The sequence below is a fragment of the Shinella sp. 20P9.1.1 genome, from assembly GCF_057798995.1.
Genome location: NZ_JBYOLC010000013.1, coordinates 55,638 through 73,280, shown reverse-complemented (window position 1 = coordinate 73,280; position 17,643 = coordinate 55,638). Strand labels below are relative to the sequence as shown.

Annotated in this window: 19 protein-coding genes; 5 read left to right on the top strand and 14 right to left on the bottom strand. The window is 64.6% G+C overall.

All coding sequences use genetic code 11. From position 1 onward, the window contains the following. Positions 1 to 11: 11 nt before the first annotated feature. The 9 genes from sucD to sdhC form a co-directional block, all read right to left on the bottom strand. Positions 12 to 914 carry a succinate--CoA ligase subunit alpha gene (gene sucD / locus AC27VQ_RS20975; RefSeq protein ID WP_298106038.1) on the bottom strand — a complete coding sequence of 301 codons (903 nt, stop codon included), beginning with the start codon at positions 912 to 914 and terminating at the stop codon, positions 12 to 14. 17 nt (positions 915 to 931) lie between these two features. After that, positions 932 to 2,125, bottom strand: a complete 1,194-nt coding sequence (gene sucC, locus AC27VQ_RS20970; protein ID WP_313527915.1) for an ADP-forming succinate--CoA ligase subunit beta — start codon at positions 2,123 to 2,125, stop codon at positions 932 to 934. A gap of 27 nt (positions 2,126 to 2,152) precedes the next feature. Further along, entirely contained in the window at positions 2,153 to 3,115 is a 963-nt protein-coding gene (gene mdh / locus AC27VQ_RS20965; RefSeq protein WP_117371244.1) for a malate dehydrogenase, read from the bottom strand. 203 nt (positions 3,116 to 3,318) lie between these two features. Next, entirely contained in the window at positions 3,319 to 4,497 is a 1,179-nt protein-coding gene (zapE, locus tag AC27VQ_RS20960) for a cell division protein ZapE (protein WP_488717812.1), read from the bottom strand. 35 nt (positions 4,498 to 4,532) lie between these two features. Continuing rightward, positions 4,533 to 5,075 (bottom strand): protease inhibitor Inh/omp19 family protein, encoded by a 543-nt coding sequence (locus tag AC27VQ_RS20955; protein ID WP_488717811.1) that lies wholly within the window; start codon positions 5,073 to 5,075, stop codon positions 4,533 to 4,535. 143 nt (positions 5,076 to 5,218) lie between these two features. Further along, positions 5,219 to 5,998 carry a succinate dehydrogenase iron-sulfur subunit gene (locus AC27VQ_RS20950; RefSeq protein ID WP_313527923.1) on the bottom strand — a complete coding sequence of 260 codons (780 nt, stop codon included), beginning with the start codon at positions 5,996 to 5,998 and terminating at the stop codon, positions 5,219 to 5,221. 18 nt (positions 5,999 to 6,016) lie between these two features. Continuing rightward, complete coding sequence (gene sdhA / locus AC27VQ_RS20945; protein WP_488717810.1) at positions 6,017 to 7,858, bottom strand: succinate dehydrogenase flavoprotein subunit; 1,842 nt, start codon at positions 7,856 to 7,858, stop codon at positions 6,017 to 6,019. A 6-nt stretch (positions 7,859 to 7,864) separates the two neighbouring features. Beyond that, positions 7,865 to 8,245 carry a succinate dehydrogenase, hydrophobic membrane anchor protein gene (gene sdhD / locus AC27VQ_RS20940; RefSeq protein ID WP_313527927.1) on the bottom strand — a complete coding sequence of 127 codons (381 nt, stop codon included), beginning with the start codon at positions 8,243 to 8,245 and terminating at the stop codon, positions 7,865 to 7,867. 10 nt (positions 8,246 to 8,255) lie between these two features. Then, positions 8,256 to 8,648 carry a succinate dehydrogenase, cytochrome b556 subunit gene (sdhC, locus tag AC27VQ_RS20935; protein ID WP_421594651.1) on the bottom strand — a complete coding sequence of 131 codons (393 nt, stop codon included), beginning with the start codon at positions 8,646 to 8,648 and terminating at the stop codon, positions 8,256 to 8,258. A gap of 300 nt (positions 8,649 to 8,948) precedes the next feature. On the opposite strand from sdhC, the gene AC27VQ_RS20930 reads away from it, so the two are divergent. Continuing rightward, positions 8,949 to 9,407, top strand: coding sequence for a hypothetical protein (locus AC27VQ_RS20930; protein WP_488717809.1), 459 nt, complete (start codon positions 8,949 to 8,951; stop codon positions 9,405 to 9,407). A gap of 27 nt (positions 9,408 to 9,434) precedes the next feature. Here AC27VQ_RS20930 and AC27VQ_RS20925 read toward each other — a convergent pair whose 3' ends face one another. The 5 genes from AC27VQ_RS20925 to tsaD are packed head-to-tail and all read right to left on the bottom strand — an operon-like array spanning position 9,435 to position 12,928. Continuing rightward, the gene (locus AC27VQ_RS20925; RefSeq protein WP_488717808.1) at positions 9,435 to 10,097 is read right to left on the bottom strand and encodes a class I SAM-dependent methyltransferase; all 663 of its coding nucleotides are present in this window, start codon (positions 10,095 to 10,097) and stop codon (positions 9,435 to 9,437) included. A gap of 4 nt (positions 10,098 to 10,101) precedes the next feature. Continuing rightward, positions 10,102 to 10,533 (bottom strand): EVE domain-containing protein, encoded by a 432-nt coding sequence (locus AC27VQ_RS20920; RefSeq protein WP_488717807.1) that lies wholly within the window; start codon positions 10,531 to 10,533, stop codon positions 10,102 to 10,104. Positions 10,534 to 10,539: 6 nt separating this feature from the next. Next, positions 10,540 to 10,833 (bottom strand): YciI-like protein, encoded by a 294-nt coding sequence (locus AC27VQ_RS20915; protein WP_313527937.1) that lies wholly within the window; start codon positions 10,831 to 10,833, stop codon positions 10,540 to 10,542. A 17-nt stretch (positions 10,834 to 10,850) separates the two neighbouring features. Continuing rightward, complete coding sequence (locus AC27VQ_RS20910) at positions 10,851 to 11,831, bottom strand: NAD(P)H-dependent glycerol-3-phosphate dehydrogenase (protein ID WP_488717887.1); 981 nt, start codon at positions 11,829 to 11,831, stop codon at positions 10,851 to 10,853. A gap of 2 nt (positions 11,832 to 11,833) precedes the next feature. Further along, on the bottom strand, positions 11,834 to 12,928 hold the full coding sequence (gene tsaD, locus AC27VQ_RS20905) for a tRNA (adenosine(37)-N6)-threonylcarbamoyltransferase complex transferase subunit TsaD (RefSeq protein ID WP_488717806.1): 1,095 nt from the start codon (positions 12,926 to 12,928) through the stop codon (positions 11,834 to 11,836). Between the two features lie 73 nt (positions 12,929 to 13,001). Here tsaD and hemC point away from each other — a divergent pair, with 73 nt between their 5' ends. From hemC to AC27VQ_RS20885, 4 genes are all read left to right on the top strand, one after another. Next, positions 13,002 to 13,931: a hydroxymethylbilane synthase gene (gene hemC / locus AC27VQ_RS20900; protein ID WP_488717805.1), complete on the top strand. Its 930-nt coding sequence runs from the start codon at positions 13,002 to 13,004 to the stop codon at positions 13,929 to 13,931. 3 nt (positions 13,932 to 13,934) lie between these two features. Then, positions 13,935 to 14,657 (top strand): uroporphyrinogen-III synthase, encoded by a 723-nt coding sequence (locus AC27VQ_RS20895; protein WP_488717804.1) that lies wholly within the window; start codon positions 13,935 to 13,937, stop codon positions 14,655 to 14,657. Between the two features lie 97 nt (positions 14,658 to 14,754). After that, positions 14,755 to 16,005: a COG4223 family protein gene (locus AC27VQ_RS20890; RefSeq protein ID WP_488717803.1), complete on the top strand. Its 1,251-nt coding sequence runs from the start codon at positions 14,755 to 14,757 to the stop codon at positions 16,003 to 16,005. A gap of 12 nt (positions 16,006 to 16,017) precedes the next feature. Further along, positions 16,018 to 17,616, top strand: coding sequence for a heme biosynthesis protein HemY (locus AC27VQ_RS20885; protein WP_488717802.1), 1,599 nt, complete (start codon positions 16,018 to 16,020; stop codon positions 17,614 to 17,616). The last annotated feature ends 27 nt before the right edge of the window (positions 17,617 to 17,643 follow it).

Sequence of the window (17,643 nt, the reverse complement as noted above, 5' to 3'; positions counted from 1 at the left end):
AGTGTCGTGTCTCAGCCCTTGAGGACTTCGACGAGGGTCTTGCCGAGACGGGCCGGCGAAGGCGAAACGCGGATGCCCGCCGCCTCCATCGCCGCGATCTTGGATTCCGCGTCACCCTTGCCGCCCGAAACGACAGCGCCGGCGTGGCCCATGGTGCGGCCCTTCGGAGCCGTACGGCCCGCGATGAAGCCGGCCATCGGCTTCTTGCGGCCCTTCTTGGCTTCGTCGATGAGGAACTGCGCCGCATCTTCTTCGGCCGAACCGCCGATTTCGCCGATCATGATGATCGAGGTCGTGGCGTCGTCGGCCAGGAACATCTCGAGCACGTCGATGAATTCGGTGCCCTTGACCGGGTCGCCGCCGATGCCGACAGCCGTCGTCTGGCCGAGGCCCTCATTGGAGGTCTGGAACACGGCTTCATAGGTCAGCGTGCCGGAGCGCGAGACGATACCGACCGAGCCCTTGCGGAAGATCGAGCCCGGCATGATGCCGATCTTGCATTCTTCCGGCGTCAGGATGCCAGGGCAGTTCGGGCCCAGCAGGCGCGACTTGGAGCGGTCGAGGCGGGCCTTGACGCGCACCATGTCGGCAACCGGGATGCCTTCGGTGATGCAGGTGATGAACGGGATTTCCGCTTCGATCGCCTCGATGATGGCGTCCGCGGCGCCTGCCGGCGGAACGTAGATCACGGATGCGTCCGCACCGGTCTTTTCGCGGCCTTCGGCAACGGAGGCGAAGATCGGCAAGCTTTCGCCCTTCGAGCCGGTCCAGGTTTCGCCGCCCTTCTTCGGGTGGATGCCGCCGACCATCTGCGTGCCGTAATAGGCGAGCGCCTGTTCGGTGTGGAAGGTCCCGGTCTTGCCGGTCAGGCCCTGAACGAGGACCTTGGTGTTCTTGTTGACGAGAATCGACATGAGGTCTGGTCCTTCCGTTAGCCGTTGATCGCGGCGACGATCTTCTTGGCAGCATCGTCCAGATCGTCGGCGGCGGTGATCGCCAGGCCCGATTCGTTCAGGATTTTCTTGCCAAGTTCGACATTCGTGCCTTCGAGACGAACGACCAGCGGAACCTTGAGGCCCACTTCCTGCACGGCTGCGACGACGCCTTCAGCGATGACGTCGCACTTCATGATGCCACCGAAGATGTTGACGAGGATGCCCTCGACCTTCGGGTCGGCCGTGATGATCTTGAAGGCCGCCGCGACCTTCTCCTTGCCGGCGCCGCCGCCGACGTCGCAGAAGTTCGCCGGCTCCTTGCCGTAAAGCTTGATGATGTCCATCGTCGCCATGGCAAGGCCGGCACCGTTGACCATGCAGCCGATATTGCCGTCGAGCGCTACGTAAGCGAGGTCCCACTTGGAAGCCTCGATTTCCTTGGCGTCTTCTTCGGTCTCGTCGCGCAGCGCCTTGATGTCGTCGTGGCGGAACAGCGCGTTGCCGTCGAACGAGACCTTGGCATCGAGAACGCGCACGCGGCCGTTCTTCATGACGATCAGCGGGTTGATCTCGAGCAGGCTCATGTCCTTCTCGACAAAGGCCTTGTAGAGGATCGGAAAGAGCTTTTCGGCGTCGGCCTTGGCTTCGCCTTCGAGCTTCAGGGCCGAAGTAAGCTTGGCGAGATCGTCGGCGGTGACGCCGGCTTCCGGGTTGATCGCGACGGTGAGGATCTTTTCCGGCGTGTCATGCGCAACGGCTTCGATGTCCATGCCGCCTTCCGTCGAAACGACGAAGGCAACCTGGCCGACGGAGCGGTCGACGAGCAGCGAGAGATAGAGTTCGCGGTCGATGTCGGCGCCGTCCTCGATATAGAGGCGGTTCACCTGCTTGCCGGCTTCGCCGGTCTGGGCCGTGACGAGCGTGTTGCCGAGCATGTCCTTGGCGTGCGCCTTGGCTTCCTCGATCGAGAAGGCGAGGCGAACGCCGCCCTTGGCGTCGGGGCCGAGTTCCTTGAACTTGCCCTTGCCGCGACCACCAGCGTGGATCTGGCTCTTGACGACGTAGAGCGGGCCGGGCAGCGACTTCGCAGCCGCTTCAGCCTCGTCGGCGGAGAAGATCGCCACACCTTCGGCGACCGGCGCGCCGAAGCTCTTCAGAAGAGCCTTGGCCTGATATTCATGAATGTTCATGGGGAAAATCCTGTCTGGAAAGCGGGATTACTTCAGCGAAGGCGCGATGTTGATGCAGGCTTCGCAAAGGCCGGCGACCGCCGCGACCGACTTCTCGAAGGCTTCCTGTTCGGCCTTGTTGAATTCGACCTCGATGATGCGCTCAACGCCGCCTTCACCGATGATGGTGGGCACGCCGACATACATGTCCTTCACGCCGTACTGGCCGGAAAGGTAGGCGGCGCAGGGCAGAACACGCTTCTTGTCCTTGAGGTAGGACTCAGCCATTTCGATCGCCGAAGCGGCCGGCGCATAGTAGGCCGAGCCGGTCTTGAGCAGGCCGACGATTTCGGCGCCGCCGTCACGGGTGCGCTGGATGATTTCTTCCAGGCGTTCCTTGGTGACCCAGCCCATCTTGACGAGATCGGTCAGCGGGATGCCGCCGACGGTCGAGTAGCGGGCGAGCGGCACCATCGTGTCGCCATGGCCGCCGAGAACGAAGGCGGTGACGTCCTGGACGGAAACCTTGAATTCTTCGGAAAGGAAGAGGCGGAAGCGGGCCGAGTCCAGCACGCCGGCCATGCCGACGACCATGTTCTTCGGCAGGCCCGAGAACTTCTGCAGCGCCCAGACCATCGCGTCGAGCGGGTTGGTGATGCAGATGACGAAGGCGTTCGGCGCGTACTTCTTGATGCCGGCGCCGACCTGTTCCATGACCTTGAGGTTGATGCCGAGCAGGTCGTCGCGGCTCATGCCGGGCTTGCGGGCAACACCGGCGGTGACGATGCAGACATCCGCACCTTCGATCGCGGCATAGTCGCTGGCACCCGTCAGCGAGGCGTTGAAGCCTTCGACCGGCGAGGACTGGGCGATATCGAGACCCTTGCCCTGCGGGATACCGTCGGCAATGTCGAAGAGGACGATGTCGCCCAGCTCCTTCAGGCCGGCGAGATGCGCCAGCGTGCCACCGATCATGCCAGAACCAATAAGTGCGATCTTCTTGCGGGCCATGAAAGCTTCCTTTGCTCCGATCAACAGGTCCTCAATGTCGCAATTGCAGGACCTTTCGGCGCAAGGGCTTACGCTTCCCAGGTTAAAATTTCAACACATACTTTTAGACTGAAGTTTTTCAATCGGTTAGATGCAAAAATTCTTACGTAAACGTAAGAATTACCGTCACGCTTTCGTCACGTCTCTGCTGTAAAGGAGCCGCATCAAGTCCCGTATCTGGTATTGTGATCTGCCAGATATTCCGTGCTGCGGATTTCGATCAGACGCGACACCGTGCGGTCGAATTCGAAGCCCTCCGTGCCCTTGCGGGTGACGAGCAGGTTTTCGGGGGCCGCTTCTGCCGAGGCGAACAGCCGCGCACGATGATCGTAGATCGTATCGACGAGATTGATGAAGCGCTTGGTCTCGTTGCGCTTTTCGGCGCCCAGCAGCGGAATGTGATCGACGAACAGCGTGTCGTAATGCGCCAGGATTTCGAGATAGTCGGCCGCAGCGAGCGGCTTCTCGCAGAGATCGGCGAAAGAGAAGCGTGCAACACGCCCCGCGGCCTGCGGCACGTTTATGGTACGCCCCCGGAAAGCGATGGTCGAAGGCGCGACAGCCTTATCCGACGTCTCGCGCAGCCAGGCCGCATTCATCGCCCTATCGGCCTCGTCACCCAGCGGATGGCGGAAGACCGGCAGGCCGCTGTCCTTCTCCATGCGGTAGTCCGTCAGCGAATCCAGTGGAACGATCTCGACATACTGCTTGAGCAGATCGACGAAGGGCAGGAAGAGGCCGCGATTGAGGCCATCCTTGTAGAGATTGTCGGGCTCGACATTCGAGGTCGCCACGAGAATGCAGCCGCGCTGGAACAGTTCGTTGAAGAGCCGCGACAGGATCATCGCATCGGCGATATCGGTCACGGAAAACTCGTCGAAGCAGAGAAGCCGGGCTTCCGCGACGAGGCTTTCGGCGACCGGCGGCACGGGATCGGCCTGCTTGGTCTCGCCGGCCTTTAGCTTCTGGCGGTGCTTATGGATGCGGTCGTGCACATCGGCCATGAATTCATGGAAATGCGCCCGCCGCTTGCGCTTCACGCGCGCCAACTCGAAGAACATGTCCATCAGCATGGTCTTGCCGCGCCCGACGCCGCCATAGAGGTAGAGGCCCTTGGGTGCACTGACGGTCTCGGGTTTGCGGGAGGCAAAGAGCCAGCCGAGCGCGCTCGATTTGCGCGCCGGACGCTGCGCATGGAGATCCTGGAGCAGGCGGTCGAAGCGCGCGGCCATCGCCTTTTGCGCGGGGTCCGATTTCAGCTCTCCACTGGCGACAAGGGCCTGCAGCCTATCCGAGACGCCGGTGTCCGGATGCGTCGACCCGCTGTCCCAGTTCTTGCCCATGGACGGCTTTTATCCGTATCGTCTGAGAATGCGGATCAGCGCGAGAGGCTGACGGGCTGGCCCGAATTGGTCGTACCGCGGAACTGGGTGTCGGCCGTCTTGTAGAGACGCGCGATCGGGCTGCCGTTGCGATCCTTCAGCACGACCTGCTTGCCGGCGACTTCCCAGGAACCCATCGCCGTCAGCTCGCCCGCGCAGCCGCGCGTGCCGCCGCGCGAACCGCTGCCGAGATTGGTCAGCGTCAGGAACATATCGCAGGAGGACGCGCCGTTGGCGACCTTCCAATTGCCGACCATCCCTTCCTTCTTGACCTCGAGGCCCGCAGCGGCCGCAGCCGCATCACCGGCAACGCCGGTGCCCGTCGCCATCGCCGTATCGGTCGTCGGCTTGTCGGGGAACTGACCGGATGTATCGGTCGTCGGATCCGGCAGCTGGCTCGAAGAAACAGTACCGATCGGCTGCGCTTCCAGCGGCTGGATGTTCTGCTGCGTATTGACGCTGTCCATCGACGCGGTCCGCTGGCAACCCGCCAGAGCAAGCGCCATCATCAGTCCGCCTGCTACATGTACAACCCGCATGTCGAAACTCCCGATATCTGCCCGATACTGCTGCCCCGCAGCATTTCCCGCCGAATTAACGTGAATCGCCCGCACGAATCAAGACGAAACGGCCCGATTGTTCGAGCCGCCTCCTCACGTTTCGTGACTGTCGCATATGTAGGTCAGAGACGGCGCTCGACCAGCATCTTCTTGATTTCACCGATCGCCTTGGCCGGATTGAGGCCCTTCGGGCAGGCCTGGGCGCAGTTCATGATCGTGTGGCAGCGATAGAGACGGAAAGGATCCTCGAGGTTGTCGAGGCGCTCACCCGTGGCTTCGTCGCGGCTGTCGATCAGCCAGCGATAGGCCTGCAGCAGCACGGCCGGGCCGAGATAACGGTCGCCGTTCCACCAATAGCTCGGACAGGAGGTCGAGCAGCAGGCGCACAGGATGCACTCGTAGAGACCGTCGAGCTTGAGGCGGTCCTCATGGCTCTGCTTCCATTCCTTGGCCGGCGTCGGCGACACCGTCTTCAGCCAGGGCTCGATCGAGCGGTGCTGGGCGTAGAAGTTGGTCAAATCCGGAACGAGGTCCTTCACCACGGGCATATGCGGCAGCGGATAGACCTTCACCGTGCCCTTCACCTCGTCCATGCCCTTGGTGCAGGCGAGCGTGTTGGTGCCGTCGATGTTCATGGCGCAGGAACCGCAGATGCCTTCGCGGCAGGAGCGGCGCAACGTCAGCGTCGGGTCGATCTTGTTCTTGATGTAGAGCAGCGCATCCAGCACCATCGGGCCGCAATCGTCGACATCGATGTAGAACGTATCGACCGACGGGTTCTTTCCGTCATCCGGGTTCCAGCGGTAGATGCGGAATTCGCGGGTGTTCGTGGCGCCGGCCGGCTTCGGCCAGACCTTGCCTTCGGTCATCTGCGAGTTCTTCGGGAGAGCGAGTTCAACCATGTCCTGTTCTCCTCGATATCAGTAAACGCGCGCCTTGGGCGCGATCTTCTGGGGATCGATCCCGTCGGCGATGAGGTCGGTATGCACCGGGCGATAGTCGAGCTTGACGTCGCCCGCCTCGTTCACCCAGGCAAGCGTGTGCTTGCGCCAGTTGACGTCGTCGCGGCCGGCGAAGGGGCCATCGACATAGTCCTCGCGGGCATGCGAGCCGCGGCTTTCCTTGCGGGCCTCGGCGCCGTAGACGGTCGTGATGGCGTTGGCCATCAGGTTTTCCAGTTCCAGCGTCTCGACGAGGTCGGAGTTCCAGACCATCGAACGGTCGGTGACCTTGATGTCGGGCAGTTCCTTCCAGATCGCGGTCATGCGCTTGCAGCCGCTTTCGAGCGATTCCTGGGTGCGAAACACGGCCGCGTCGTCCTGCATGGTGCGCTGCATCTTGTCGCGCAGGATGGCCGTCGGCGTGCCGCCATTGGCGTTCCGCAGGCGATCGAAGCGGTCCATGATCTTGTCGCAGGCGGCGATATCGAGCGCCGGGATCGGGCCGACGCGGTCGATCACCTGGCCGGCGCGGATGGCGGCGGCGCGGCCGAAGACCACGAGGTCGATCAGCGAGTTCGAACCGAGGCGGTTTGCGCCGTGCACCGAGGCGCAGCCGGCTTCGCCCACGGCCATCAGGCCGGGCGCGATGCGCTCCGGGTTCTGGCTGTCGGCGTTCAGCACTTCGCCCCAGTAGTTCGTCGGAATGCCGCCCATGTTGTAATGCACGGTCGGCAGGACCGGGATCGGCTCGCGCGTTACGTCGACGCCGGCAAAAATCTTGGCGCTCTCGGAAATGCCCGGCAGGCGCTCGTGCAGAACGGCCGGATCGAGATGGTCGAGATGCAGGAAGATGTGGTCCTTGTTCTTGCCGACGCCGCGGCCTTCGCGGATTTCCATCGTCATGCAGCGCGAGACGACGTCGCGGGACGCGAGGTCCTTCGCCGACGGTGCATAACGCTCCATAAAGCGCTCGCCCTCGGAATTGACCAGATAGCCGCCTTCGCCGCGGGCACCCTCGGTGATGAGGCAGCCGGCGCCGTAGATGCCCGTCGGATGGAACTGCACGAATTCCATGTCCTGCAGCGGCAGGCCGGCGCGGGCGATCATGCCGCCGCCGTCACCGGTGCAGGTGTGGGCGGAGGTCGCCGAGAAATAGGCGCGGCCGTAGCCGCCGGTCGCCAGCACCACCATCTTGGCGGCGAAGCGATGGATCGTGCCGTCATCGAGGTTCCAGGCGACGACACCGGTGCAGCGGCCATCGGCCGACATGATCAGGTCGAGCGCGAAATATTCGATGAAGAATTCCGCATTGTTGCGCAGCGACTGGCCATAGAGCGTGTGCAGGATGGCGTGGCCGGTACGGTCGGCGGCGGCACAGGTGCGCTGCACCGGCGGCCCCTCGCCGTAGTTCTGCATGTGGCCGCCGAACGGGCGCTGGTAAATCTTGCCTTCCGCATTGCGCGAGAAGGGCACGCCGTAATGCTCCAGCTCATAGACCGCCTTCGGCGCTTCCATGGCGAGATACTGCATGGCGTCGACGTCGCCGAGCCAGTCGGAGCCCTTGACGGTGTCGTAGAGGTGCCACTGCCAGCTATCCGGCGTCATGTTCTGCAGCGAGGCCGCGATGCCGCCCTGGGCGGCGACGGTGTGCGAACGCGTCGGGAAAACCTTGGTGATGCAGGCCGTCTTGAGGCCCTGCTCGGCCATGCCGAGCGTGGCGCGCAGACCCGCACCTCCGGCGCCGACGACGATCACGTCGAAGGAGTGGTCCACATAGGTATAGGCCTTGCCGTTGGCCGCCGGGGAGGAGATCGCTGCCATGGTGAATTATCCTGCGAAAGCGATTTTGAGGACGGCGAAGAGACAGAGCCCGCCGACCAGGATCGCGAAGAACGTGTTGAGCATGAGGAGGCCGATCTTCACGCCTTCCGCATGCACATAGTCCTCGATGATGACCTGCATGCCGAGCTTCATGTGAATGAGGCCGGAGATGACGACGAGTCCCATGAGAACGGCGACGATCGGGTGCGAAAGGGCCGCGGTGACTTCCGCATAGGAAGCGCCGTTGTAGCGGACGAGGAAGCCGACGAAGAACAGCATCAGCGGAACGTTGGCGACGGCCGTCAGGCGCTGGCGCCAGAAATGCTCCGTGCCGTCCTTTGCCGAGCCGAGACCACGAACCTTGCCGAGGGGAGTGCGCATGTCCATGGATGTTTCCTCAGCGGACCAGATAGCCGACGATCCAGATCAGCACCGTCAGGGCGACGGAGACGATCGGGGTTGCGATGGCGAGTTTGGTGTTGAAGTGCTTTTCGTAGCCGCGGCCCATGTCCCACATGAAGTGGCGAAGGCCGCCGAGCATATGGTGCATCAGCGCCCAAGTGTAGCCGAACAGCACGAGGCGGCCGATCAGCGAACCGAAGAGCCAGCTGGCCCATTCGAAGGACGCCTCGCCCGAGGCGGCCGCGATCAGCCAGAAAGCGACCAGCACGGTGCCGAAATACAGCGCCGCACCGGTGATGCGGTGCACGATGGACATGACCATCGTCGGGATCGGTTTATAGACTTGGAGATGCGGCGAGAGCGGCCGGCTTCGAGTGACATTCGCCATCTGAACCTCACGGAACCCCGGAGAGCCAAAAACTGGACAAATTTTCTCCGGAATTGCAGTATGTTGTGCACAATGCAGTGATTGCGACACTTACTCACCAGAAAGCGGAACCACAAGCCTCATTGCAGTGCAAAATGAATTTAATCGATTAAGAAGCGGACAGGGTTTGCACCATTTCAGGACGCTTTTCCCGCATTAACGATATCGGCAAAATTCGCAGGGAAATCCGTGACTTTCGCCGCCCCCTGCCCCATCTTGGCGTTAACGATTTGTTAAGCGTTTATCGGAAGGCAGGACAGAATGACTCTGTTTTCAGCGTCCCATGCGACCAAAGTTCTAGGACTGGCGATCGCCCTTGCAACGAGCGGCATGACGGCCGCCCATGCCGGCGGCAACAGGGACGGCTTCGGCTGGTCCGAACCCAATATCGAAGCCCGCACCATCACGCGACGCGACCGTGAGCGCCATCACCGCGAAGCCTGGCGGCATCGTGACCGCGAGGACCGCGGCTCGCGCTATTCCGAGCGTCGCCGCGAGCATCGCGGCTGGCGTGGCGGCGACTTCTACGGCGGGGCGATCACCGCCTATCGCGACCGGGGCAACGGCACCTACTTCTACATCGACAACGACGATTATTTCGGCGACGTGATCGACGCGCCGCGCTACAGCCGTGGCGGACCGAAAGTCATCCAGGTCGTGCCGGGGCAGAACGACTGCTCCTGGGAAATGGGCGTCTGCGTCATCCGGCCCAATTTTTGATCCGGAAATCCTGAACGCAAGGCAGTTTCAGCCAGCTGCCGGAATGGCCTTGAACCGCCAGACAGTGGTCTTCTTGACCTCGCTGTCCTCAAGCGCCCGCGTCACCGGCACCGAATAGGTCGCGAGCGCTTCCATGCGCTCGCGCGGGCAATAGGCGCGGCCGGGATCGCCGACGAGCACCGTAGCACCACGCGCCGCAAGCCTTGAGAACCACGGGATCAGGACGTCAGCAAAGCCGCGATCGTAAAAAACGTCGCCGGCCAGCACCACGTCCCAGCCGTCATCGCGACCAACCATGTCCTCGACCGTATTGCTCAACGACACATCGTTGAGCGCGGCGTTCAGCCGGATCGCCGTCTCGCTCCAGGGGTCGATATCCGCCGCAAGCACCGCCGATGCGCCCGCCAGACATGCCGCGATGCCGACGAGGCCGGAGCCGCTGGCGAAATCCAGCACGGACTTGCCGGCGACCAGCTCTCGATGATCGAGCACATGGCGGGCAAGCCCCTGCCCGCCGGCCCAGGCAAAGGCCCAGAAGGGCGGCGGCAGGCCTATTGCTTCCAGCTCCTCCTCCGTCTTCAGCCACAGGTCATGCGCTTCGGTGGCCAACCGAAGCTTGACCTCCGGCACATGCGGCGGGGCCAGCACGCCGGTATTGTCCCGGATGAAGATTTCGGGGTCGGTCTTCAAGACTTCAGCGCGGCGGGTTGTCGAGACCGCCCATGCGGCAGACCTCGATCCACTCCTCCTCGGTCACCGGCTGCACCGAAAGGCGCATGGAGGTGACGAGCGACATGTTGGACAGCTTCGGGTTGGCCTTGATGTCCTTCAGCGACACGGGCTTGGGCATGTCGCGCACGGCGCGGATATCGACGCAGTCCCAGCGCGGATCCTCGCCGGCCGTCGTGTCCGGATGCGACAGCGCGCAGACCTCGGTGATGCCGACGATATCGAGCCCCTCATTGGAGTGGTAGAAGAAGCCCTTGTCGCCGATCTTCATGGCCCGCATGTTGTTGCGCGCGAGATAGTTGCGCACGCCCGTCCATTCGGTGCCCACCTCGCCGGCGTCCTTCTGCATCTGCCAGGACCACTTGAAGGGTTCGGACTTGTAGAGCCAGAATGCCATTTCCTCTTATGCCTCCGGATTGTTGAAGACCCAGTTCCAGGCCTTCACCTCGACGGAGGCGAACAGGCCGGCCTTGGCATAGGGATCGCTTGCCGCGATCTGCCGCGCCTCTTCGATCGTCTCGGCCTTCACCACGACGAGGCTGCCGGTCGGCTTGGTGTCGTCACCGAGGAAGGGCCCGGCGAAGGTAAGCTTTCCGGCGGCATTGAGATCGTTCAGATAGGCGACGTGGTCCGGGCGCGTGTCCATGCGCACCTGAAGCGCACCGGGCTTGTCCTGGCAGATGAATGCGAAAAGCATGAAGCGATCCTTCCTTGTCATTCCTGGGTGATCGGGCGCGTCATCAGCTGCCCGATGGCGGTTTTCACGTCGAGCGTGCCATCGATGATACGGGCGACCGCGTCGGTGATCGGCATGTCGATGCCTCTTTCCGCCGCCACACCTGACGCTACAGAGGCGGCGAAGGCACCTTCCACGAGATCGCCGGACCAACCGGCCGCCGTGCCATTGCGGCCGAGCGCTATGCCGAAGCGCAGATTGCGCGACTGGTGGCTGGTGCCGGTCAGGACGAGATCGCCGAGGCCGGAAAGCCCGGTAACGGTGATCCCCTCGCCGCCATGCGCCTCGACGAAGCGCGACAGTTCCGCAAGCCCGCGCGAAATCAGCGCCGCCCGCGCCGAATCGCCAAGCTGGGCGCCCTCGATGATGCCGCAGGCGATCGCCAGAACGTTCTTCAGCGCGCCGCCGAGCTGCACGCCGATCCGGTCCGTCGAAGGATAAAGCCGGAAGGTCGGGCCGGACAGCGCCTGCGCGAGCGCAGCACCGATCTCGGCCGAACGCGCCGCAACGACCATGGCCGTCGGCAGCCCCTTCGCGATATCGGCGGCAAAGCCGGGACCGGAGAGTACGGCGACCTCGCGGCCGGGCAATTCTTCTTCCAGCACCTCGGTCAGCAAACGGCCGGTGCCCTTTTCCATGCCTTTGGCACAGATGACCACCGCCGTGCCCGGCGCCAACAGCGGCGCGAGCTGGCGCGCCGCTTCACGCTGCGCCTGCGAGGGCATCGCGAACAGCACGATGCCCGCGCCGCGAATGCATTCCACATCGGCACTGAAGGCCAAAGCTGCCGGCAGATCGATGCCCGGCAGCGCCTTTTCGTTGCGTCGCGTCGCCCGCATGGCTTCGACGGCAGCGGCATCGCGGCCGATCAGGGTGACATCACCGCCGCTGGCCGCCGCAACACTTGCCAGCGCCGTGCCGAAGGCGCCGGCACCGACCACGGCGATGCGCTTCGAGATCGTCATGCCTTGGCTCCCCGCTTGCCGGATCCGAGAAGGGTGGCCGCTTGTTTATCGAGCGGCCAGCGCGAGCGTGGCGCGACCGTAAGATCGTCGGGCGCCAACCCGGCGGCCATGCGCTCCAGCCCCGCCCAGGCGATCATCGCGGCATTGTCCGTGCAGAGTGCGAGCGGCGGGGCGATGAAATGGAAGCGGTTCTTGTCGCAGAGCGCCTGCAACGTCGCGCGCAGTTCCGCATTCGCCGCAACACCGCCGGCAACGACCAGCGCGGGCGTCGCCACATCGGGATAGAGCGCACGAAACCGCTCCAGACCGCGGCCGATGCGGTCCTTCAGCGTGCGCGAGACGGCGCGCTGGAAGGAGGCGCAGATATCGGCGATATCCTGATCCGTCACCGGCTCGATCGACTGCGCCGCCTGGCGCACCGCCGTCTTGAGACCGGAGAAGGAGAAATCGAGCCGCGCCTCGCCGACCAGCGGACGCGGGAAGGTGAAGCGCTCGGGGTTGCCCTTTTTCGCCATGCGTTCGACAGCCGGACCGCCCGGATAGGGCAGGCCGAGCAGCTTGGCCGTCTTGTCGAAGGCTTCGCCGAGCGCGTCGTCTATCGTGGTGCCCCAGCGCTCGTAATCATCGACGCCGCGGATCAGCACGAGCTGGGTGTGCCCGCCGGACACGAGCAGCATCAGATAGGGGAAGGAGAGCCCGTCCGTCAGCCGCGCCGTCAGCGCGTGGCCTTCGAGATGGTTGACGGCATAGAGCGGCTTTCCGGTCGCCCGCGCGATCGCCTTGCCGGTCATCAGGCCGACGATGAGACCGCCGATCAGCCCCGGCCCGCTCGTCGCGGCAATGGCATCGACATCCGCAAGCGACTTGCCGGCCCGCAAAAGTGCCTCGGAAATCAGGCTGTCCAGCGCTTCCACATGGGCACGTGCCGCAATCTCCGGCACCACGCCGCCATAGGCGCTGTGCTCTTCGAGTTGGCTCAGCACCACCTCGCCGAGGATCTCGCCTTTTCCCGAGGCATCGCGCATGACGACGGCCGCGGCGGTCTCGTCGCAGCTCGTTTCGATGCCGAGAATGGTCAATTGGGACGACATGAAGCACTAGGATTGATTGCGATGGGCCGGAAAGCCGGTTACGAGACATCCCGGTAACAATGGATCAAGGCGGATGCAAACAAAACCTTTCAGGATCGGCACCCGGGGCAGCCCGCTGGCGCTCGCCCAGGCCTACGAGACCCGGACGCGCCTGATGGCCGCGCACGGCCTGCCGGAGGATCTGTTCGAGATCGTCGTGCTCTCGACGAAGGGCGACCGCATCACCGACCGCTCGCTGGCGCTGATCGGCGGCAAGGGCCTGTTCACGGAGGAAATCGAGGCGCAGCTGTCGTCAGGCGAACTCGATTTTGCCGTGCACTCCTCCAAGGACATGCCGACCAAGCTGCCCGAGGGCCTGCACCTCTCCGCCTACCTGCCGCGCGAGGACATCCGCGACGCGTTCATCGGCCGCACCGCCAAGCGCCTCATCGACCTGCCGCAGGGCGCCACCGTCGGCTCCGCGTCGCTGCGCCGCCAGGCCCTCATCCGCCGTCTCCGGCCTGACATCAACGTCATCGTCTTCCGCGGCCAGGTCGAGACCCGCCTCGGTAAACTCGCCGCCGGTGAGGCCGATGCGACGCTGCTCGCCTATGCCGGCCTGAAGCGCCTCGGCAAACTCGACGTGCCGACCGAACTGCTCGATCCCGTCTCCTTCCCGCCGGCCCCGGCGCAGGGCGCGATCTGCATCGAAAGCCGCGTAAACGACGACCGTATCAACGGCCTGCTCGCCGCCATCGACGACCGCGCGACCCGCGCTGCCGTCTCCTGCGAACGCGGCTTCCTCGCCACCCTCGACGGCTCCTGTCGCACGCCGATCGCCGGCTATGCGACAGTCGAGGGCGACCATCTCCAGTTCCGCGGCATGATCCTGACGCCCGACGGAAGTCAGTTCCATGAAATCGAGACGAGCGGTGCAGCCGATAGCGCCGCAGACCTCGGCGAAGCGGCGGGGCAGGCGATCCGCGCCAGGGCGGGAGCGGGTTTCTTCGAAAGCTGGGGCTGATCCTTGCGCGTTCTCGTCACCAGGCCGGCGCCCGCCGCCGCCCGCACCGCGCGAAAACTCGCCGCCCTCGGCCACGAGGCGGTCACGATGCCGCTGTCCGAAGCCGAACACGATATCGAAGCCGCCCGCGCTGCTTTGGCGGAGCGCCATTCGGCGATCGCCATCACCAGCGCGGAAGTGGCGCGCCTCGTCGGCAAGATCGGCCCGGCGCTCGACCGGCATCTTTTGACCACCGTCTTCTCCGTCGGCGAGGCTTCCGCCCAGGCGGCGGAGGAAGCGGGTTTCCGCACGGTCCTGACACCTGGCGGCGACGGCAAGGACCTCGCCAATATGATCGCCGACCATTGCCGGGATTTCGGCATGCCGGCCGAACCGATCCTCTATCTCGCCGGTCATCCGCGCGCCGCCGGTTTCGAAACCCGGCTCAACGAAGCCGGCATTCCGCTGCGCACCGTCGAATGCTACCGCATGGCGCCGCTCATCCCCAGGCGCACGGAGGTCGAGGCTTTGCTCAAGCCGGTGCCGGATGCCGTCCTGCTCTATTCGCGCGAAACGGCCCGCACCTTCTTCGAACTCTCGCCGCTGATGGAAACGCCGGAGCGTTTTCTCTCCACGCTGATGCTCTGCATGAGCGCCAATGTCGCCAAGGCCGTGCCGCAGCGCTTCACCGCGCTCACCGTCGTCGCCTCGGCGCCGAACGAGGAAAGCCTGCTCGATCTCCTCTAGCGCTAGCTGCCATGGACGAAATTGCCGCAAGGGTCTTTCCCTCGCTGTCTTCGCTGTCTAGGTTTAGTGCAATGCACATGAACGCGAGGAGATCGCCATGGAACCGGAAACCCCGTCTCGCCGCAACAAGGCCGGCGACGAACCCGTGACGATCGATCTCGAAGCGGTTCCCGCCTCCGCCGACACCGAAGCGCCCGCCGCCGAAGAGAAGGTGGAAGCAGATGCTGTGACGGCGGACACGATCGAGACTGCAACGCCAGAAATCACCGCTGCGGAACCGGAACTCCAGGAAACCCCGGAAGAAAAGCCGGAGCCGGTCGAACCGGTCCGCCCGGCCTATGAGGAACCGGTCTATACCCAGACCGCGCCGGAGCCGCGCCGCGGCAATGCCGGCCCGCTTGCCGCCGGCATTCTCGGCGGCCTGATCGCCCTTCTCGGCGCCGGCAGCCTGCAATATGGCGGCTACCTGCCCGCGCTGGGCCCGGATCGTGTTGGCGACACCGGCGCGCTTGCCGGTCTCTCCAATGAGGTCGAGGCCCTGAAGACGCGCCTTGCTGACACGCCGGCGGCCAACCCCGTCGATCTCCAGCCAATCGAAACCCGCATCGCCGCTCTCGAAAAGGGCACCGGTGACGGCGGCGGCGCGACGGCCGGCAACCCGGAAACAGTAAGCAAGCTCGAAGGCGACGTGACCCGCCTGCACACCGAGCTTACGGCGCTGCGCGAGGCCATCGCGCGCACGACCGAAGCCGTCAGCTCGACGGAAAGCCAGCTTACGGAGCGTATCGCCGCCGCCGAGCAGAAGCTCGACGAACCGCGCAGCGACGTCGAAATGGCCCGCGCCGTGGCGGCAAGCGCATTGAAGACCGCAATCGACCGCGGCGGTCCCTACCTTGCCGAACTCGAAGCCTTCGCCAGCATCGCGCCGGATGATCCGTCCGTGGCGGGCCTGCGCGAGCATGCCGCGGTCGGCGTCGCCTCGCGGTCCGATCTCGTGCGTGATTTCCAGCCGACGGCCGATGTCATTCTCGACGCCGTGCACCAGCCCGACGGCGATCAGGGCATTTTCAACCGCCTGATGTCGAGCGCCACCTCGGCCATCCGCGTGCGGCCCGTCGGCAGCATCGAAGGCGACACGCCGGAAGCCGTCGTCGCGCGCATTGAGAACAAGCTGCAGAACGGCGATTTCAAGGGCGCCCAGATCGAATGGCAGACCCTGCCGGAAGCGGGCCAGGCCGCGGCGGCAGAGTACAAGCGCAAGCTCGATACGCGCGTTACCGTCGAGGGCCTGATCGGCGCCGCCGTCTCCGGCGCCATGACCGGCACCGCCAACGGCAACCAGGGCTGAGGAGAAGACTTCATGGCACGCATTCTGGTCTTCGCTCTCTTCGTTCTCGCCCTTGCCGCCGGCTTTGCCTGGCTTGCCGATCGCCCCGGCGAACTCTCGATCATCTGGCAGGGCCAGCGCGCCGATATGAGCCTGATGGTCGCCGCCACGCTCGTCGCCTCGCTGATCGCCGCCGTGATGCTCTCCTGGTGGATCGTGCGCGTCATCTGGACCTCGCCGCAGTCGATCCAGCGCTTTTTCCGCGCCCGCAAGCGCGACCGCGGCTATCAGGCGCTCTCGACCGGCCTGATCGCCGCCGGCGCCGGCGACGCTGCCGGCGCGCGCAAAATGCTCGGCCGTACCAAGGGCCTGCTGAGCGCCGATCAGGAACCGCTCATCCATCTACTCGAAGCGCAGGCCGCGATGATCGAAGGCCGCTACGACGACGCGCGGAAGAAATTCGAGCTGATGGCCGACGATCCGGAAACGCGCGAACTCGGCCTGCGCGGCCTTTATCTCGAAGCCCGCCGCCTCGGCGCCAACGAGGCCGCCCGGCAATATGCCGAGCGCGCCGCCGAAAAGGCGCCGCAGCTGCCCTGGGCGACGGAAGCCGCCCTCGAATACCGATCCGAGGCCGGCGACTGGGACGAGGCGCTGAAGCTGCTTGGCGACGGCCGCTCCGGCTCGGCGGAGGAGAAAAAGACCTATGCCCGCCGCAAGACCGTGCTACTGACGGCCCGCGCAGCGGCCAAGCTCGACGCGGACCCGAAGGGTGCGCGCGAGGATGCCCATCAGGCGCTGAAGCTCGACGAGAACTTCGTGCCGGCCGGGCTGATCGAGGCCAAGGCCTATCTGCGCGAAGACAATCTGCGCAAGGCCGCCTCCATCCTGGAAAAACTCTGGAAGACGACGGCGCATGGCGACGTGGCGAAGCTCTATGTCCGCGCCCGCAGCGGCGATTCCGCCGCCGACCGGCTGAAGCGGGCGGAAAAGCTGGAAGCGATCCGCCCGAACAATGCCGAGGCGCTCTATGCCGTCGCGGAAGCCGCACTGGAGACACGCAATTTTGCGCTGGCCCGCGGCAAGGCCGAGGCCGCCGCACGCCTTGCGCCACGCGAAAGCGCCTTCCTGCTGCTGGCCGATATCGAGGATGCCGAAACCGGCGACCAGGGCCGCATCCGCCACTGGATGAACCAGGCGCTGAAAGCCCCGCGCGATCCGGCCTGGACGGCCGACGGCATCACCGCACCGGAATGGCGCGCCGTCTCGCCCGTCACCGGCCGTCTCGACGCCTTCGAGTGGAAGACGCCCGTCAGCGCGCTGGAAGGACCGGTCGAGGAAGGCTCGACGGATGCTGTCGACGAGGCGATCCGCACCCTGCCACCGCTCGCCATCGAGGCGAAGCCGGCCGCCAAAGTGGAAGAGGTCGTGAAGGTCAAGAAGGCGCCGGTCGAAAAGCCCGTCGTGGTGGCCGCCGTCGTCGAAAAGGCGCCCGTGGTGGTGGAAAAGGCCAAGGACGAGGCACCGGTTCAGGAGGAGGAACGCCCGTTCTTCGGCCTGCCGGATGATCCCGGTGTCAAGGAAGGCGCAGCCGTTAAACGGGATGGAACCAGCGGCTTCCGGCTGTTCTGATTGTACTGATTGTTCTTGGGGCTTGAG

Excerpts from the sequence above, each read along its gene's own strand:
- sucD (WP_298106038.1), bottom strand. The coding sequence starts at position 914 with ATGTCGATTCTCGTCAACAAGAACACCAAGGTCCTCGTTCAGGGCCTG.
- sucC (WP_313527915.1), bottom strand. The coding sequence starts at position 2,125 with ATGAACATTCATGAATATCAGGCCAAGGCTCTTCTGAAGAGCTTCGGC.
- mdh (WP_117371244.1), bottom strand. The coding sequence starts at position 3,115 with ATGGCCCGCAAGAAGATCGCACTTATTGGTTCTGGCATGATCGGTGGC.
- zapE (WP_488717812.1), bottom strand. The coding sequence starts at position 4,497 with ATGGGCAAGAACTGGGACAGCGGGTCGACGCATCCGGACACCGGCGTC.
- AC27VQ_RS20955 (WP_488717811.1), bottom strand. The coding sequence starts at position 5,075 with ATGCGGGTTGTACATGTAGCAGGCGGACTGATGATGGCGCTTGCTCTG.
- AC27VQ_RS20950 (WP_313527923.1), bottom strand. The coding sequence starts at position 5,998 with ATGGTTGAACTCGCTCTCCCGAAGAACTCGCAGATGACCGAAGGCAAG.
- sdhA (WP_488717810.1), bottom strand. The coding sequence starts at position 7,858 with ATGGCAGCGATCTCCTCCCCGGCGGCCAACGGCAAGGCCTATACCTAT.
- sdhD (WP_313527927.1), bottom strand. The coding sequence starts at position 8,245 with ATGGACATGCGCACTCCCCTCGGCAAGGTTCGTGGTCTCGGCTCGGCA.
- sdhC (WP_421594651.1), bottom strand. The coding sequence starts at position 8,648 with ATGGCGAATGTCACTCGAAGCCGGCCGCTCTCGCCGCATCTCCAAGTC.
- AC27VQ_RS20930 (WP_488717809.1), top strand. The coding sequence starts at position 8,949 with ATGACTCTGTTTTCAGCGTCCCATGCGACCAAAGTTCTAGGACTGGCG.
- AC27VQ_RS20920 (WP_488717807.1), bottom strand. The coding sequence starts at position 10,533 with ATGGCATTCTGGCTCTACAAGTCCGAACCCTTCAAGTGGTCCTGGCAG.
- AC27VQ_RS20915 (WP_313527937.1), bottom strand. The coding sequence starts at position 10,833 with ATGCTTTTCGCATTCATCTGCCAGGACAAGCCCGGTGCGCTTCAGGTG.
- tsaD (WP_488717806.1), bottom strand. The coding sequence starts at position 12,928 with ATGTCGTCCCAATTGACCATTCTCGGCATCGAAACGAGCTGCGACGAG.
- hemC (WP_488717805.1), top strand. The coding sequence starts at position 13,002 with ATGCAAACAAAACCTTTCAGGATCGGCACCCGGGGCAGCCCGCTGGCG.
- AC27VQ_RS20890 (WP_488717803.1), top strand. The coding sequence starts at position 14,755 with ATGGAACCGGAAACCCCGTCTCGCCGCAACAAGGCCGGCGACGAACCC.
- AC27VQ_RS20885 (WP_488717802.1), top strand. The coding sequence starts at position 16,018 with ATGGCACGCATTCTGGTCTTCGCTCTCTTCGTTCTCGCCCTTGCCGCC.